Below are 17040 nucleotides of genomic sequence, written 5' to 3'. Positions count from 1 at the left end.
GAAGAAAAAATGGATCTGAAATACGATGGTAAAACCTGCCTTGTGACCGCCTCGACCGGTGGGTTGGGCTATGCGATTGCAACCTCGATGGCGAAAGAGGGCGCGACCGTCGTCGTCAACGGCCGGTCGCAGGAAAAGGTCGATGCCTCGATCGAACGCCTGCAGGCCGAAGTGCCGGACGCAAAGCTGCGCGGTGCGGTCGGGAACTCGGCCACCGCAGAGGGCTGCCAGGAACTGATCGCCGCCTGCCTGGATGTCGATGTTCTGGTGCTTAACCTTGGCATCTACGAAGCCGTGGATATCTATGAGGCTGGCGATGACCGCTGGCAGGAGCTGATCGAAATCAACGTGATGAGCGGTGTGCGCCTGGCGCGGCACTACCTGCCCAAGATGCTGAAGGCCAATGCCGGCCGGGTGATCTTCATGGCCAGCGAAAGCGGCGTGAACCCGGCCCCTGAAATGCCGGCTTACAGCGCGACCAAGACGATGCAGTTGTCGGTGGCCCGTAACTTTGCGGAAACCACGAAGGGAACCAATGTCACGGTCAACTCGGTTCTGCCTGGCCCGTGCAGCACCGAAGGCGTGGCCGACCTGATCGCCGGTCTGTACCCCGGTGTGGAAACCGCCGACGCGCAGCGCCAGTTTGTGGCCGATGTGCGCCCGACCTCATTGATCCAGCGCCTGACGCGCCCCGAAGAGATCGCTGATTTCGTCACCTACCTTGGCAGCCCGCGCGCCGCGATGATCAACGGGGCCGCACTTAAAATTGATGGGGGGCTGATCCGCACAGTGGTGTGATGGATCAGAAACGGCGTATGAAAATCGAAGGTCAAATCATTGCGGGGAACGAGCGGAGTAACATCCGCGTTCCCGGGCCTTTGCATATTCTTGCGCTGCTGGTGCGTCGCGAGATCGGTGGGCGGCTGACATCCGTGTGGATGTGGGCCGTTGCCTCGATCGCGTGTTTGATTGCGGCAGTTTTCGGGGCCGGGTTTGTCCGGTCGTTTGAAACCGAAACGGTACTTGTATCGGCTGATCCGCTGCAACCGCTGAACGCCAGCATCCTTGCGTTTCTGGCGACGGTGCTGGGCCTACGGCTCAGCACGTCCCTGAGCTGGGAGCGTGAGCACAGGACCCTCGAAGTATTGATGGTCGCACCGGTGGGGCAGGGGGCATTGGTGCTTGCCAAGTTCCTGGCAGAACTGGTCGTGCTGGGCGGTTTGCTGCTGGTGTATGCTGTCTATCTGATGATTGGACAGCCCCTGGGCTTCGGCACCCTTGGCCTTGGCGATCTGATGGGCCTGATGGTGGCCGTGCCATTTGCACTGCCGATGATCGCGTTTGGGCTGCTTGTTTCCTCAGCTTTTAACTCTGTGCGGGCCAGTGTCGTGACGTTCCTGACCTGCGCCGTATTGTTGGCTTCGGCACAGATTTTGACGAGTTGGTTGGGCGCCCAGGCGCCGCAGGATCTGAGCCTGCCTCTGCTCTATGTCAGATCGGGGCTACAGGCTGCCGACGTCGTGCTCAAAGTCGTTTCGCCGCTGTCCTATCTTTCCGACCTGTTTTCATCCGCGGCTGGCGTTGCCTTCCTGTCCGCCACCCGTTGCGCGCTCGCGTTGGGCGTAAGCCTCGCGTTTCTGGCCCTGGCGGTCGGGGTTACGCGCCAAAAGGGGGCGATGTGATGATGCTGCGCGTGTTTACTCAGGTTCTGCTCGTGCTTGTCGTGATGGCAGGGCCGTCCTATGCCATCGAGCCCGAAACGCGGGAGGTTGTCGTCACCCACAACCGCGTCTGGGATGGCGACGCTTATCAGGAGAATTTCATTCCCTCGGATACGGGTGAAATGTGGCTGCTGCCCAACTATGACAATGCAATCTCTTTTGTGCGGACGCTTGAATACTACTGGCCGCTTGCCCGTCAGAAATACGTGGCGTTCGAGCGCTTGCGCGAAGAGCTGACGGGGACGTTGCAGATTTCGCAGGATGGCCGGATTTTGGCCGAGATCGAAGCGGCACCCTATGTCGTCGTTTACCCCAACGGCGCGGTCAACGGGGATGCGCGGCTATTGTGGGGTGAGGCGGCGACTGAGGCTTTCGCAGATCACCAGCAGGCGGAACGCGACTTTGTGCAGGAATTCACGGCGGCAAAAAGGGCGCATTCCCGCTATGAAAGGGCTTTGCTGGAGGCCGGGGCGGCCCGCATTGCCGGGCAGGACGTCCAGGACGTGCCACCGCCACCACCTTTGCCCGAGCCCAGCTTGCGGCTGGTCACAGAGCCCGGCATTGCCTTCCGGGTGAACCTCGAACCGGGAAAGTATCAGATGGTTGTGGTGCAGGACGGGGTTGAACTGGGTGAAACGCGGGAAACCCTGCATGTAACCGATGGCGGGATGCGGGATGTCGTGGTTGCCAATGTCATCCCCGAGGAACGCTGGACGCGCCCTCTGCCGGCCAATACCTCGCGGGACCGGGTCTTCATGCGGCCTGGTTCTGTGTTTTATGCCACTCTGGATCAGGCCAGTGAGGTGGGCGAAGCCGAATTTACGCGCATAACCCGCCCGCAAAGCGCCTTTGTCGAGGGGCGGCGGACTTATGTGACCCGGCGACCCAATCCGCAGGATGAAGCCATATTGGAATGGCGCGTCGGGACCCCGGAACCCCTGACCCGAACCGCGTTGAAAGTGGATCAGACGCGAGGGTCGGATTATGGCTATGTGGTGCGCGCGGCGACCGAAGGCGAGAGTTCGGATATTGATGCGTTCGTCGTTTCCGCCCCCAACGGCGCGCGCCGCGGCACGCTGAGCACTGAAACCGGATTTCAGCGAGAGATCGTCGTTGTCCGGCCACGTTTGGCGGGCTTAAGCTGGGGTCTGGCCTTGTTGCCGCTGGTGATTGGCCTTGGCTTATCGGTTCTGCGCCGAGGCAAATGGCAAGCCTAGGCCAATGCGCTTAGCCGCGCAGAAACCTCCCATACGGTGCTTCGCGCCACCTCATAGGCTTCCAAATAACCCAGATATGTAGCGCGGAGTCCGGGGTCGGGGTGAACCGGGCGCCGATGATGAACGATCCGCTCGACCGAAGCGCCGATATCGGCGTCTACGCCCAGGCCGGAAAACGCCAGCGCGGCACATCCCATCAGGCCGCATTCAACTTCGGAAACGGGTATGAACGGAAGGTCAAAAACGGCTGATTTCGTGGCCAGCATCAGCTCCGATCTTGCGCCGCCGCCCGCTGCAACGATGTGATCGGGGCGTGCGACGGATGCAAAGACCGGCTGCGCGGCGGAATGCAAAGCCATTGCAATCCCTTCGAAAACGGCCCGGAACATATGTGCTTTGGTATGCCCGGCTGTCATGCCGACAAAAGCGCCCCGGCTGCGGGCACCGTGGCCCAGCCGTTCGCCCGTTAGATATGGTAGAAAAATGAGGCTCTCGGCTCCCGGCGGCGCTTGGCTGGCAATGGCTTCCATTTGATGGAAGCTCAGGGTGCTATCCCCTAGTTCGCGCCGCGCCCATTGCAGCGACTCTCCGGCTGCATCGACAACACCAAAGGTCGCCCAGTAGGTTTCCGGTGCGGCGGCGTTCATGACATTCGGGGCCGACACAGGGTGGTTGCCCAGCACCGAAATCAGCGCCGAGGTGCCGCTGATGTCCGATGCATCCCCGCTTCGGTACACCCCGGACCCCAGCACCGATACCGGGAAATCACCGCCGCCGACAAAGACAGGAATGCCGCCGGGCAAGCTCGTGGCTGCGGCTGCCGCGTCGGTGACGTGTCCGAGAACCGCATTTGGGGCTAAAAGGGGCGGCAGAATCGACGGTGGGATGTCGAGCGTAGTCGCCAAGGCGGGGTTCCAATCCTCGGTCTGGGTGTTGAACAGAAATGATGACCCCGCCTCGGTCCGGTCTTGGGCTATCTGGCCTGTTAAGCGAAAGTTGATGAAATCCTTTGGCATCAGGACGACCGCGGCCTGTTCCAGGACGTCAGGCTGATTGTCGGCAAGCCATTTCAGTTTCAGACCGGGCCAGGCCGATGTCGGCGGATTCCCGGCGGCGGCAAAGCGCGGATCGCCATCAAGCCGGGCCGCGATGGAGCCTGCCCGCTTGTCATTCCAGAGCTGAACTGTTGGCGTCAGCAGAGTCTGGTTGGCATCCAGCAGAACGGGTGCGTGCATCTGGCCACATCCACATATGGCAACGATCCGGTGGCTGCGACCGAACGGGGTGTTCAGCACGTTGCCGATCGCAGTGCAAAGCCCGCGCCACCAGGTGCCGGGCTCTTGTTCGGCAAGGCCGTGGCCGGGAAAGCTGGTCCGATGGGGCTCGGCCCACTTTTCCAGCACTTTACCCTCGCGGTCGATCAGACCGACGCGCGCGCTGCCGGTGCCGATATCGAAGGCCAGAACGACGTCATTGATTCTCACGAGTTGCCCCCGGCGTCAGGTTTGGTTGCGTTTAATATCGAATTCATTTGTATAGCACTGGGTAATAAAAAGAAATAAATTTGATTATTTGTTGCGTAGTAAAAAATTTAATTTTATATTCAGAGCGACTCATGAGGGAGGGTTTCATGACCTTAGGTGGCAAACCGGATATCATCTCTGCCATTGCGCAATGTGGGGTTCTGCCCGTGGTCGTATTGCGTGACGAAGACCATGCGATTCCTCTTGCGGAGGCTTTGGTGGCTGGCAACCTTCCGGTGGCCGAAGTGACCTTTCGGACAGATGCGGCCGCAGGGTCAATCCGCCGGATCGCGCAGGACCGGCCAGATGTTCTTGTCGGGGCCGGAACGGTTCTGACCGAAGATCAGGTGGCAATGGCACATGACTCGGGTGCACGCTTTCTGGTGTCGCCGGGCTTCAATCTCAAGGTCGTGGCGAAGGCCGCCGATCTTGGCCTGCCAATCGTACCGGGTGTCAACAGCCCAACCGACATCGAGATGGCGCTGGACTTTGGCCTGAACCTTCTGAAGTTCTTTCCGGCTGAGGCCAGCGGCGGCGTTGCAATGCTGAAGGCCCTGTCCGGGCCCTACGGCAATGTGCACTTTATCCCGACGGGCGGGATCGGAATGAAGAACCTTGCAGATTACCTGGCCCTGCCGAACGTGATTGCATGCGGTGGCTCTTGGATGGTCGATGCCAAACACATGGCCGCAGGGGCCTTCGACGAAATTTCATCGCTATCGCGCGACGCAGTAGCGCTCGCGCAAGCTTTAAGAAACTGAGCCCGATTGGGCAATCAAAGGAGTGAGAGATGTCCGCGAACGGATTGAAATACGACATGTCACTTGAAGGAAAAGTCACTATTGTGACTGGCGCTGCCTCGGGCATCGGTGAAGAGGTTACCCGTGTTTATGCGGCCAATGGTGCCAAAGTCGCAATGGTCGACTTCGACAAAGAGCGTCTGGACCGGATCGCGGGAGAGATCGCCGCCGACGGTGGTGACGTGCTGCCGATTTACGCGGATGTGACCGAAGAGGACACCGTGCGCGCCTTCTTCAAGCAGGTGCATGACAAATGGGGTCGGATCGACGTTTTGGTCAACTCGGCTGGTCGCGACAGCCTGGCTCCGCCGCTGGAGAAAGTGACTCTGGCCGAATGGAACAAAACCATTGGGCCCAACCTGACGGCTGTATTCCTGTGCTGCCGCGAAGCGTTCATCTACATGGAGCCGCAGGGCGGTGGCCGCATCATCAACATGGGTTCGTCGTCGACCCGTGTCGCTTCGGGCCCGGGCCATAGCCCCTACCGTGCATCCAAGCACGGCATGATCGGTTTCTCGAAGAACATCCTTCTGGACGGCCTGCCGAAGAACATCGGCGTTACCGTTCTGAACCCGAGCCACGTCAAAACCCCGATGACCGAGATCATCGACAAAGGGCTTTATGACGGTGATCTTGAGGCCTACACCGATGGCTGGCTTGACGAAGCCGAAAAGGAAAAAGGCATTCACGCCATGTGCATCGACGTGGAAAACGTCGGCTGGCTTGCCCTTTACGTGGCGACCCGGACCCCGGATGTGACGATCCCGACGATCTCGCTCTATCCGACGCACAAAGCCCACCGCTACGGTATGGAGGTCTGAGCCAGTGAAAGCCACCGTCTTCAATGGCCCGGGCAAGCTGAGCCTTGATCAACGCGAAACGCCCACTCCGGGCGCAGAAGAACTGCTGGTCAAGGTTCATGCGGCTGCGATCTGCGGGACCGATCTGAAGATCTACCGTGGAGGGCATTTCCGTGTGGGCGAGGGCGACCGTGTCGTCCTTGGCCACGAACTGGCCGGTGAGATCGTAAAGGTCGGCACCCATGTGTCAGGCTGGTCGGTCGGTCAACGCGTATCGGTTGTCCCGAATGTCGGATGTGGCCGGTGCGATATGTGCCGGCGTGGTCTGAACAATATGTGTCCTGACTACGATGCCTTCGGCATCAATATCGACGGCGGCTTTGAGCAATACATGATTGTCACGGCCGCGGCTTTGTACGGCGGGAATCTTTTTGAGATTCCCAAGTCGATGGACTACGAAGCCGCTGCCCTGATCGAACCCCTGTCGTGCTGCTTCAACGGCTGGAAAGACCTGCACGTCACGCCAGAGGACCGTGTGCTTGTCCTGGGCACTGGCCCGATCGCGGGGTTCTTCCTGCAACTGGCCAAGGCTTACGGTGCGAAACAGGTCATTGTCGTTGGCCGCCGGGATTCGCGTCTTGATGAGATTGCGGCGCTTGGGGCCACTGACACGGTGAATTCGTCCAAGGTGGATGTCGTCGACGAAGTCATGCGCCTGACCGGCGAGGCCGGTGTTGATGTCGCGCTGACCTGCGCCCCCGCGCCAGAGCTTCAGGTGCAGGCGATGGCCTTGCTGGCCCGTTATGGCCGGATGAATTTCTTCTCGGGCCTGACCAAGGGCACCACCGTCGAGATCGACACCAACAAGGTACACTACTGGGGCCTGAAACTGCTCGGCTCCACCGGTTCAAGTGTCGAAGACTATGCCCGCTCGTTGCGTTTGGTAGAAAGCGGCCAGATTGACGTGAAACGGATTGTGACCAGCCGGTTCGGCATGGATCAGGCGCTGGACGCCTTCGATCATGCGCTGGCCGGAAAAGGGTTGAAAACCATAATTCTGCCTCAGGAGGAGGCTGCGTAATGAAAGCCGCCGTATTACATGCCCCGGCCGATCTGCGGGTCGAGGACGTTTCAGTTCCCTCGGACCTGGCGCCGGATGAAGTTCTGATCAAAGTGATTGCCTGTGGAATCTGCGGATCGGACATCGGTCGCGTGATGACCACTGGCACCTATTCCTTTCCAACAATCCCGGGCCATGAATTTGCCGGAGTTGTCGAGAAAACAGGCAGCAATGTCACCAATGTGGCCGTGGGCGATAAAGCTGCAATTGCGCCGCTGGTGCCCTGCTTTGATTGCCCCGAATGCGAGGCAGGCCGCTACTCGCTGTGCGACAACTACTGTTTCCTTGGCTCGCGTACGGACGGTGCCTTTGCGCAATACGTCAAAGCGCCGTCGATGAATGTCATGAAGGTGCCCGAGGATGTCAGCCTTGAGGTCGCCGCAACCATTGAGCCTGCAGCGATCATTCTGCACGGTATCCACAAGGTGGACCTGAGTCTGGGCGATGCGGTCGCTGTGGTGGGATGTGGCGCGTTGGGATACTTCGCGCTGCAGTTTGCCAAATTGTCCGGCGCGCAGCCGCTGATTGCGATCGATGTTGATGAAAGCAAGCTCGAGTTGGCCCGACAGGTCGGGGCGGATGTTTGCATCAATCCGATGAAGGAAGATGCCGAAGCCGCAATTCTTGCCGCAACGGGCGGTCGTGGCGTCGCCCTTTCGATTGAATGCGCCGGGAACGCGCCCGGGCGCGACTTGTCCATTCAGGCCGCCGCAAAGCAAGGCAAGGTTCTGCTGTATGGCACCGCGTATGGGGACGTAACTTTCCCGCACGCCGTCTTTGAAAAGATCGTACGGCAGGAGATCGAGGTTATCGGCTCGTGGAACTCTTACTCAGTTCCGTTTCCGGGAAAAGAGTGGTTTGACATCATCGAGTTGCTGCGCAACGGGCGGTTGCTTGTCGAACCGCTAATCACGCACCGGGCCAGCCTGGAGGAAGCGCCGGAAATCTTCAAAAAACTCAAGGATCGGTCTTTCGGTCCCTATCACAAGATCATGTTCAAGCCCAACGAAGCGGGCTGAAAGTAAGAAAAATGGGGGAGGAGCTAATGTCGCAAACTTATGTATTGGCGCTTGATGCTAGCACAACCAGCGTCCGTGCTATAATCTTTGACAGCTACGGTAATGATGTAGCTATGAGTCAGGAGGAATTCACTCAGTACTATCCCAAACCGGGTTGGGTCGAACATGACCCAAAAGAGATCTGGGAAAAGCAGCTGAAGGTTGCACGCGAAGCGATTGAAACATCGGGAATCAAACCCGAGAAAATCGCGGGCATTGGCATCACCAACCAGCGCGAGACCACTGTCATATGGGATCGTGAAACGGGTCGTCCGATCCACAAAGCGATTGTTTGGCAGGACCGGCGCACAGCCGGTGTATGTGACAAAATGCGCCCCCGTATCGAAGACTATGTGGCCGAGAATACCGGTCTTGTGGTCGATGCATACTTCTCGGGGACCAAGGCGCAGTGGCTTCTTGACAATGTTCCCGGTGCGCGTGCGCGCGCGATGAATGGTGAGCTTGCATTCGGCACGATCGACAGCTGGTTGATCTGGAACCTGACCGGCGGGAAAGTGCATGTCACGGATGTCACGAACGCCTCGCGAACCTTGTTGTTCAACATTCGCACGGTCGATTGGGACGAGAAGCTGCTGACCGAGATGAATGTGCCGCGCGAGGTACTGCCCGAGGTCAGAAACACGTCCGAGGTGTATGGCCATACCTCAACGGAACTGTTCGGGGTCGAAATACCTGTGGCTGCTGCTGCCGGGGACCAACAGGCCGCCTTGTTCGGGCAGGTTTGCTTTGAAAAAGGCATGGCCAAATGCAGCTATGGCACAGCCGCCGCGCTGATGATGAACACGGGCGACTACCTGGCCAAACCGGCGCAGGGTCTGATTTCGACAATTGCCTGCGGTATTGACGGCGAAATCCAATACGGCGTCGAAGGCGTTTTGTTCATCTGCGGCGCTGCGGTGCAGTGGCTGCGCGATGAAATGAAGATCATCAAACACGCTGATGAGGCAGTTTGCCGGGTTGATAGCACCAACGGTGTGTACTTTGTGCCTGCCTTTACCGGCATGTCGGCCCCGTTGTGGGACCAGTACGCTCGCGGCGCGATTGTGGGGCTGACCCGTGGCGCCAACCGGGAACACCTGATCCGTGCGACACTGGAATCCATGGCCTACCAGGTGCATGACGTTGTGCGTGCCATGCATGAGGTGTCGGGCTTCCCGCTGCTCGATGTCAAGGTGGACGGCGCTGCCTGCCAGAACGATTTCGTGATGCAGTTCCAGTCCGACCTTTCGAACATCCCGGTCCTGCGTCCGCGCGTCACCGAAAGCACAGCACGGGGCGCGGCCTTCCTTGCGGGTCTGGCCACCGGTGTCTGGAAGGATCGTCAGGATCTGGCGAACTCGTTTGAGCTTGAGCACAAATTCCTGCCCCGAATGGATCGGGCAAACGCAGAAAAGCTGTATGCCGGCTGGACCAGAGCCGTGCAGCGCGCCCTGGATTGGGCCGAAGAAGAGGATTGACCTTAATCATGGCGAACTATCAACCAGCCGCCCAGAAAACGATGTACTTTGTCGGGGTAACAACCGGCAAATCTTCGATCATGAGAGTGTTTCCCGCCTGGGCGGAACACCTGGGCCTGAACGCGGTACTGCGTGGGATCGACTTTCCTCCCAACAGTGATCCGGCGCAGTACCGCAAGGCGGTGGAGTTCATCAAAAAAGATCCCCTGTCTCTTGGCGGGCTGGTGACGACACACAAGGTCAACCTTCTGAAAGCCTCGAAGGATCTGTTCGAGCATCTGGATCCCTATGCCCAGACGCTGGACGAGATCAGCTCTATTTCGAAGCGCGATGGCCGTCTGATCGGGCACGCGAAAGACCCGATCTCTGTGGGTGTTTCCCTTGAGGCAATTGTCGAGGATGGGTATTGGGCCAAAAGCGGCGGCCAGATGCTGATTTTGGGCTCGGGCGGCTCGTCGCTCGCCCTGACGCTCTATCTGCACAACAAGGCCCGCGATGGCGGAGACGTGCCGTCGAAAGTCATCGTGACCGCCCGCCGCGATGCTAGCTTGGACGAAATGCGCAAGGTTCACAAAGAGATCGGGTTTGCGATCCCGGCTGAGTATCGCCTTGCCCCATCGCCGGAAGAGGCGGACGTCGTGGTGGCCGAACTCCCCAAAGGGTCGATGGTTGTGAACGCGACAGGTCTGGGCAAGGACGGTCCGGGCTCTCCTACCTCGGATGCTGTTGTCTACCCCGAGAACGGGATTGCCTGGGAGTTCAACTATCGCGGCGATCTGGTCTTCCTGGATCAGGCCAATGCACAGGCCGAGGCTCGAAATCTGAACGTTGTCGATGGGTGGGTATACTTCATCCACGGTTGGACCCGCGTTGTGGCTGAGGTCTTCGACATCGACATTCCAATGTCCGGTCCCGAATTCGACGAATTGGGCCGGATCGCAAAAGATGCCACTTCCTAAGAAGGATTACTGCCATGAATGACATGATGCCAACTCTTGTTGATTTTGACGTTGTCACCGGCGCGTCTGCCACGAAAGAACCGATCGCCCGCCCGCTGTCCACTCTCAAGGGCTACTTTGCCGATGCCGAGGCTTTTGACACAGCCGTGGCTCAGGACGATGAGATGGTCTACGAATATTTTGACATGGGCGTGCCGGAAACCAGCGGCAACGTCGCCTACGGCACCACCCGTATCCGCCCCGGCAAGATCGGTGACGAATACTACATGACCAAGGGGCATTTCCACACCGTTCTGGACACCGCAGAAGTCTATTACTGCTTGTCCGGTCACGGCGGCATGATGATGGAAACGCCCGAAGGCAAGGTCGAATGGCGCGAGATGAAAAAGGGCGATGCGGTCTATGTTCCCGGTCGTTGGGCGCACCGGTCGATCAACATCTCCGACAGCGAAGATTTTGTGATGTTCTTCGCGTTCCCCGGCCATGCCGGACACGACTATGGCACTATCGAAACCAAAGGTTTCCGCAAGCTGCTGGTTGAAAAAGACGGCAAGCCGACGCTCGTCGACAACCCTCGCTGGGGCGGCTGAAGTCTGGCCATGCAGGGTAAGATTGCAATCACGCCGCGCTCGCTTTCGGGCGCGGGCCACCCGGCGCTTTCGGCACTTACTGAAAGAGGCTATGAGCTGGTTTACCCCAATCCGGGGAAAACGCCGTCCGAGGCGGACCTGTTGGCAACCATTCCCGGCTGTGTCGGCTGGCTGGCTGGCGTAGAGCCGATCAGCGAAAAGGTGTTGGAGGCCGCGCCGGAACTGCGTGTGATCAGCCGCAATGGCGTTGGTGTGAACAATGTTCCGATGGCCGCCGAGACGCGGGGCATTGCCGTGAAAAAGGCCCTTGGTGCCAACTCGCGCGGTGTCGCCGAACTGACGATTTCACTGGCATTGTCTGCATTCCGGCATTTGCCGTGGTCGCATAAGCATCTCAGCAATGGCGACTGGCAAAGGCGGATTGGCCGAGAGGTGCAGGGTCGTACCCTGGGGCTCGTCGGGTGTGGCGCGATCGGTCGCACCGTGGCGGAACTGGCGATCGGTCTGGGAATGAAGGTCATCGGATATGACCCGTACCCGCCGAAGGGGTTCGCGCCCGAAGGGTTCAGAATGGGATCATTGGACGAGGTTTTTGAACAGTCAGATGTAATCTCGCTGCACTGCCCCCCGACGGACAAACCGCTGGTCGATGCCGCTGTCATATCCCGCCTGCTGCCCGACGCAATTATTGTCAACACGGCCCGCGCCGAACTTGTGGACGAGGCCGCGTTGCTGGACGGATACGCCTCTGGCCAGCTGGGTGTTTATGCAACGGATGTGTTCCTGAAAGAGCCCCCGGAGATGACCGAGCTTCTGCGCCACGAGCAGACCATTCTGTCCCCTCATGCGGGCGGTTTCACAACCGAAAGCGTCGATCGGGCAACGCGCGGTGCAGTGGAAAACATCCTAGAGATTCTGGAGGATTGATTGTGTTGCGAACTCTGGACGCTGTTGATTGGAACGGCGGGGTCCTGCCCGAAACGGGCGCATCTGTTTCGTGGCTGGGTCAGGCAGGATTTCTTCTGTGTATCGACAGTCAACGGGTCGTGATCGATCCATACCTGTCGGACTCGCTGGCCGAGAAGTACAGGGGTAAGAAATTTCCCCATACGCGCATGATGCAGGCCCCGGTCGCACCGGATGAATTGCGCGATATTGATTGGGTATTGTGTACCCACGGTCATACCGACCATATGGATCACGGCACCTTGCCTGCGCTGCTTGAGGCAAATCCGCAAGCCCGTGTTCTGGTGCCGCGCTCGGAACGGGCCAAGGCAATTGAGCGCGGAGTGCCCGAGGCGCGGATTGAGACGATAGATGCAGGCGAAACCCTGCGGTTTGGTCCATTGTCCTTCACCGCAACCGCGTCCGCCCATGAGGAACTGGCGCAAGACCAGAACGGTCAGTATCTGTTTTTGGGCTATGTGATTTCCGGCGGCAATGTCCGTGTCTGGCATTCCGGCGATACGATCCCGTATCCGGGTCTGGCGGAATATCTGGCCCCTCTGGCGGTTGATCTCGCCTTGTTGCCGATCAATGGGCGGGATACGGAACGGGCCGAGAATGGTGTCCCCGGCAATCTGACCATTGATGAAGCGCTGGATCTCACCGACAAAATCGGTGCCTCTGCGATGATCGGGCATCATTTTGGTATGTTCGAGTTCAATACTGCTGATCCGGTACAGGCGCAGTCCGCGATTGATCGCGTGGGGCTGGCGGCGGATGTGCGCCTTGCCCAGTTGGGCAGGACCTATCTTGTCGCCCCAGCAAGACAGGTGTCCATGCGCCGGATTCTGGCTGTCTGCCGCGGCAATATCTGCCGCTCGCCTACGGTAGAGGGCGTGTTGCGTCAAGCTCTGGACGGGTCGGACTTCGAAATCGACAGCGCGGCGATCATGGACTGGAATGTCGGAAAATCCCCTGACCCGCGCAGTGCAAAAGCCGCGCAAGCGCGTGGCGTGGACATTTCGGGGCAGGTCGCGCGGCAGATCGCGCCAGAGGATTTTGACACCTTCGACCTGATCCTGGGTATGGACGCCGCCAATATGGAAGCGCTGGTACAATTGCAGCCCGACAGCGCGCGGGCACGTGTTCTGCATCTTGGTGCATTTCTGGAACCTGGCCGGATCGAGGATATCCCCGATCCATATTATGAAGACGATGCGGCTTTTGACGCTGTTTTTGACAAGATCAAACAAGCGGTCGAAGGCTTGACGCGGCAACTGTCCTAGTGCCGCTTGACGGGAGGATAAAATGACAAAGTTTGGCGCACATGCCCTGATTTTCTCTGATGAATGGACGGCGGAATCCGCAAAGCGTGCCTGCGATACGGCGGCACGCGTCGGTTTTGACTTGATCGAGGTATTGCTGTTCGATCCGTGGTCACTGGATGTCGAGATGACGAAACGGGCCGTGGCCGATGCCGGGCTGGAGCCGCGACTGGGGATGGCTTTGGGGCCGCAAACGGATTTGTCCAACCTTGATGCGGATGTCTTCGAGGCCGGCAAGCGGGACGTTTTGCGCGGGCTGGAAATTGCCGGTGAGCTGGAAACCCCCGCGGTCAGTGGCATCACTTATGCGGCGTTCAACGCCTATACGGCGCGCAACACCCAAGAACAATATGACCAGGTGGTCGAGGCATTCTCTGCATTCGACCGCCGCGCCGGAGAGCTTGGTGTCAAGCTGGGGATCGAACCCGTAAACCGGTATGAAAGCTATATGATCCAGACACTGGATCAGGCCACACAGCTGATCCGTGACGCCGGGGCCAAGAACAGCTTTGCCCACATGGACACTTTTCACATGAACATCGAGGAAGGCAATGTGCCTGCAGCCATCGCGCGCAATGCATCGCATCTGGCCTATGCGCATGTCGCGGAAAATGACCGCGGTGTCCTTGGGGCAGGCAGCTTTGACTTCGCCGCGTTTTTCCGCGCGCTTGCTCAGGCTGGCTATACCGGTGATTTCACCGTTGAGAGCTTTTCGCCAGTGGTCATGAGTGCCGAAACAGCTGCCGCGATCCGCCTGTGGCGCGCGCCTTGGGAACAGGCCGAGGACGCGGCGCAGGTCGCTTTAGCATTCATGCGCGATCAATGGGAAAAGGCCTGCCGTTCAGTTGAAACCTGGTAGATCCGGGAACCTGACCATGCAACGGAAAGTGGGTTGAAGAATAATCGTGTAAGAAATGCCAAATCGACCAGCTGAAGGGGGAAGGCATGTCAGCGATCGCGGTTGTCGATATCGGGGCGACAAACAGCAAAGTCATAGTGTTCGATCAGGAGTTTCGCGAGCTCGACAGCCGCAAGACAGCTACCGGGCATATTGACGGGCCGCCCTACAAGCATCTTGATTCCGACCGGCTGATGGGTTTTTTGCTGGAAACGCTGACAGATTTTGATGCGCAGAACCCGATTGACACCATTGCGGTCAGTGCTTTTGGCGCGACTGTCGCGTGTCTGGACGATGCTGGGCAACTGGTCCTGCCTGTCATGGATTACCTGGCCGAGGCCCCGCCTGACGTCGACGCGGGCTATGCCGGGATCGCGCCACCCTTTTCCGAGGTCTACTCCAACGTCTCGCCCGGGGCATTGACGATCGGAAAGCAGCTCTACTGGCTGGAGACACAGTACCCCGACGCCTTCGCCCGGACCCAGGGGATTGTCCCGTTCAGCGCCTTCATCGGCCAGCAGCTTGGCGGACAACCGGCGATGGAACTTTCCAATCTGGGTGTATTCACCCATCTTCTGGATGTGAAGGCCAATGAATATTCAAGCCTGGTCAAAGCGCGGGGGTGGGAGTCGAAGTTTCCGCCGCTGAAGAACGCCTGGGATGTAATCGGTCGATTCAAGCCGGATGGCTTTCGTGGCAAAGGGGAGATTCTGTGCGGCATTCACGACAGCAATGCCAACTGGCTCAGGTATCTGGCGGGGCATGAAGGGGCGTTTACGCTGTTGTCGACTGGAACCTTCGTGATCGGGTTCGACAGCGAAACCGCACTGCATCAACTCGATCCCAACTCGGATGTGTTTTCGTTCACCGACATATTCGGAAAGCCGGTGGCCTGTTCGCGCTTTTACGGAGGGTACGAGTTCGATGCGCTCCTCGAAGGCGTATCGCCCGACCTTGCCTCGGCACCCGTTGTGGCAGAGCTGGTCAGCAACGGTGTTTTGCCCTTCCCGCGTTCTCGGATACGGGCGGGCCAATCGCCGGATGCGGCAACCGGGGAAAGATCTCGGGCCCCTTCGACGAGACACCCGAGCGCCGCGCCGCGCTGGCTACGCTTTATGTCGCCCTGATGATGGATGCTTTGCTGGACACGCTTCAGTCGCGTGTCGACATCATCATTGATGGTCCGTTTGCCCAGAACGAGCTGATTTGCAGCCTGTTGGGGCAATTGCGTCCCGATCAGCGAATCCTGACATCGCAACTGCGCGATGGCACGGTTATGGGTACGCTGGTACTTGGCGCGATAAAGGGGGGGCAGCCGGTGCCGCGCCTTCCGATTGCCATGACGGGTCGCGAAGCGGCGGCTATCCCCGATCTCAAAGCCTATAGCCGCCAGTGGCGGCAAGCAATCAAGGAGCGCGACGCCGCATGACCCTTCATTTGTCGCTTAGCACGAACCCGTTGATCAATCGCATTGCGGAACCGGAAGACATGGTACGCATATGCGCGGACGAGATTGGTATCCAGCGCCTTCAAATCAGTAATGAATTCATCAACCCCGGCTGGCCGGCAGAAGTCCGCAAAAGATTCGCCAGCCAGTTCACCAAAGCCGGTGCGCGGCATGGGCTGCGCGCGACCTCCGTCATGACAGGCGCGCAAGGCAGGCAGAATAACATGACTCATCCAGACGCCGAGGTTCGCGCATGGACCGTGGACTGGATGAGTAAGCTCGGTGAGATTGCTGCGGATCTTGGGGCTGTTTGCGTGGGATCACAATACGGGATTATGACCTGGCGCGACTACAACGATTCGACCCGCCGGGACGCCCTGATCGAAGAGGCACTGAATGGCTGGGAAGACGTCTGGAACAATGTCAGCAAACTGGGCCTGGAGTATGTCTATTGGGAGCCAATGTCGGTGGGCCGCGAACTGGGCCACACCATCGCTGCGACCGCTGCCCTGAATGAACGGGTCAAGGCGCGCGGGCTGCCTTTGAAAATAATCCTGGATGTGGACCACGGCGACCTGCAAAGCGGTAATCCCGACGACACCGATCCATACAAATGGATCGAAGCTCTGGCTGCCGATAGCCCGATGATCCATGTCAAGCAAAGCCATGCGATAAACAAAAGCGGGCACAACCCGTTCACCGAGCAATTCAACGCGGAAGGGCGCATCCACGCCACTGAGCTTGTCCCGGCCCTGCAGGAACACGGCCCGGACGGGATGGAGATTTGTCTGGAGCTTTCATTCCGCGAGCGGCAGCCCTGGGACAATCGAGACCATGTCGTCGATACAATTCGACGGTCAGTTGAATACTGGGCGCCTCACGTGTCGCGTGATTGATCAGCAGGTTGTTGAGCAATACTGGAACGCTCGCGATGACTCGGCTGCCACGGTGTATGGGACTTAGCGGCCCATCGACCGTTAAGTCCCACACGAAACACGCCGATTACGACAAGAACGGCTGTGTGGTAGCGTGCGCGAGTGGAATGTTTGCCTTCGTTGGGTTTGGAACTCTGCTGGGGTAGCCGGGCGTTTTCTGTTATTGCCTGAATCGTAAATTTCAGTATGGACTGCTGCAAAAAATGCATGAATTGGCGCAGACA

At 58.9% G+C, this 17040-nt stretch carries 15 protein-coding genes and 1 pseudogene; 15 read left to right on the top strand and 1 reads right to left on the bottom strand.

From position 1 onward, the window contains the following. Window positions 1–9 precede the first annotated feature (9 nt). Genes ACR0K5_RS16190 through ACR0K5_RS16180 form a run of 3 tightly spaced genes read left to right on the top strand, consistent with a single transcriptional unit; the run spans window position 10 to window position 2938 of the window. Window positions 10–798, top strand: coding sequence for an SDR family NAD(P)-dependent oxidoreductase (locus ACR0K5_RS16190; RefSeq protein WP_480630691.1), 789 nt, complete (start codon window positions 10–12; stop codon window positions 796–798). After that, a complete protein-coding gene (locus ACR0K5_RS16185) occupies window positions 798–1682 on the top strand; it encodes an ABC transporter permease (RefSeq protein WP_480630690.1) in 885 nt (294 codons plus the stop codon). Before ACR0K5_RS16190 ends, ACR0K5_RS16185 begins: the two co-directional genes overlap by 1 nt. Next, window positions 1682–2938 carry a hypothetical protein gene (locus tag ACR0K5_RS16180; protein WP_480630689.1) on the top strand — a complete coding sequence of 419 codons (1257 nt, stop codon included), beginning with the start codon at window positions 1682–1684 and terminating at the stop codon, window positions 2936–2938. Before ACR0K5_RS16185 ends, ACR0K5_RS16180 begins: the two co-directional genes overlap by 1 nt. On the opposite strand, the gene ACR0K5_RS16175 is transcribed toward ACR0K5_RS16180, so the two are convergent. Then, window positions 2935–4422 carry a xylulokinase gene (locus tag ACR0K5_RS16175; protein ID WP_480630688.1) on the bottom strand — a complete coding sequence of 496 codons (1488 nt, stop codon included), beginning with the start codon at window positions 4420–4422 and terminating at the stop codon, window positions 2935–2937. The two genes, ACR0K5_RS16180 and ACR0K5_RS16175, sit on opposite strands and share 4 nt — an antisense overlap. A 146-nt stretch (window positions 4423–4568) precedes the next feature. Here ACR0K5_RS16175 and ACR0K5_RS16170 point away from each other — a divergent pair, with 146 nt between their 5' ends. From ACR0K5_RS16170 to ACR0K5_RS16115, 12 genes and pseudogenes are all read left to right on the top strand, one after another. Next, window positions 4569–5222 (top strand): bifunctional 4-hydroxy-2-oxoglutarate aldolase/2-dehydro-3-deoxy-phosphogluconate aldolase, encoded by a 654-nt coding sequence (locus ACR0K5_RS16170; RefSeq protein WP_480630687.1) that lies wholly within the window; start codon window positions 4569–4571, stop codon window positions 5220–5222. Window positions 5223–5251: 29 nt separating this feature from the next. Then, window positions 5252–6082, top strand: a complete 831-nt coding sequence (locus ACR0K5_RS16165; RefSeq protein WP_480630686.1) for an SDR family oxidoreductase — start codon at window positions 5252–5254, stop codon at window positions 6080–6082. A 4-nt stretch (window positions 6083–6086) separates the two neighbouring features. Next, window positions 6087–7142 (top strand): zinc-dependent dehydrogenase, encoded by a 1056-nt coding sequence (locus ACR0K5_RS16160; protein ID WP_480630685.1) that lies wholly within the window; start codon window positions 6087–6089, stop codon window positions 7140–7142. Next, complete coding sequence (locus ACR0K5_RS16155; protein ID WP_480630684.1) at window positions 7142–8200, top strand: galactitol-1-phosphate 5-dehydrogenase; 1059 nt, start codon at window positions 7142–7144, stop codon at window positions 8198–8200. The genes ACR0K5_RS16160 and ACR0K5_RS16155 overlap by 1 nt, the downstream gene beginning before the upstream one ends. 26 nt (window positions 8201–8226) lie before the next feature. Then, window positions 8227–9717 carry a glycerol kinase GlpK gene (gene glpK, locus ACR0K5_RS16150; RefSeq protein ID WP_480630683.1) on the top strand — a complete coding sequence of 497 codons (1491 nt, stop codon included), beginning with the start codon at window positions 8227–8229 and terminating at the stop codon, window positions 9715–9717. An 8-nt stretch (window positions 9718–9725) separates the two neighbouring features. Further along, window positions 9726–10676, top strand: coding sequence for a shikimate dehydrogenase family protein (locus ACR0K5_RS16145; RefSeq protein WP_480630682.1), 951 nt, complete (start codon window positions 9726–9728; stop codon window positions 10674–10676). Window positions 10677–10690: 14 nt separating this feature from the next. Then, window positions 10691–11266, top strand: a complete 576-nt coding sequence (locus tag ACR0K5_RS16140) for a glucose-6-phosphate isomerase (protein ID WP_480630681.1) — start codon at window positions 10691–10693, stop codon at window positions 11264–11266. Window positions 11267–11275: 9 nt separating this feature from the next. Next, on the top strand, window positions 11276–12193 hold the full coding sequence (locus tag ACR0K5_RS16135) for a phosphoglycerate dehydrogenase (RefSeq protein ID WP_480630680.1): 918 nt from the start codon (window positions 11276–11278) through the stop codon (window positions 12191–12193). A gap of 2 nt (window positions 12194–12195) precedes the next feature. Continuing rightward, window positions 12196–13497: an arsenate reductase/protein-tyrosine-phosphatase family protein gene (locus tag ACR0K5_RS16130; protein WP_480630679.1), complete on the top strand. Its 1302-nt coding sequence runs from the start codon at window positions 12196–12198 to the stop codon at window positions 13495–13497. Between the two features lie 22 nt (window positions 13498–13519). Further along, on the top strand, window positions 13520–14395 hold the full coding sequence (locus ACR0K5_RS16125; protein WP_480630678.1) for a sugar phosphate isomerase/epimerase family protein: 876 nt from the start codon (window positions 13520–13522) through the stop codon (window positions 14393–14395). 86 nt (window positions 14396–14481) lie between these two features. Next, window positions 14482–15863, top strand: a pseudogene (locus tag ACR0K5_RS16120) (FGGY-family carbohydrate kinase). After that, window positions 15860–16777: a sugar phosphate isomerase/epimerase family protein gene (locus tag ACR0K5_RS16115; RefSeq protein ID WP_480630677.1), complete on the top strand. Its 918-nt coding sequence runs from the start codon at window positions 15860–15862 to the stop codon at window positions 16775–16777. The pseudogene ACR0K5_RS16120 and the gene ACR0K5_RS16115 overlap by 4 nt, the downstream one beginning before the upstream one ends. Window positions 16778–17040 lie beyond the last annotated feature (263 nt).

Source organism: Ruegeria sp. AB9, assembly GCF_056542585.1.
This window is presented reverse-complemented; position numbering and strand designations above follow the sequence as displayed.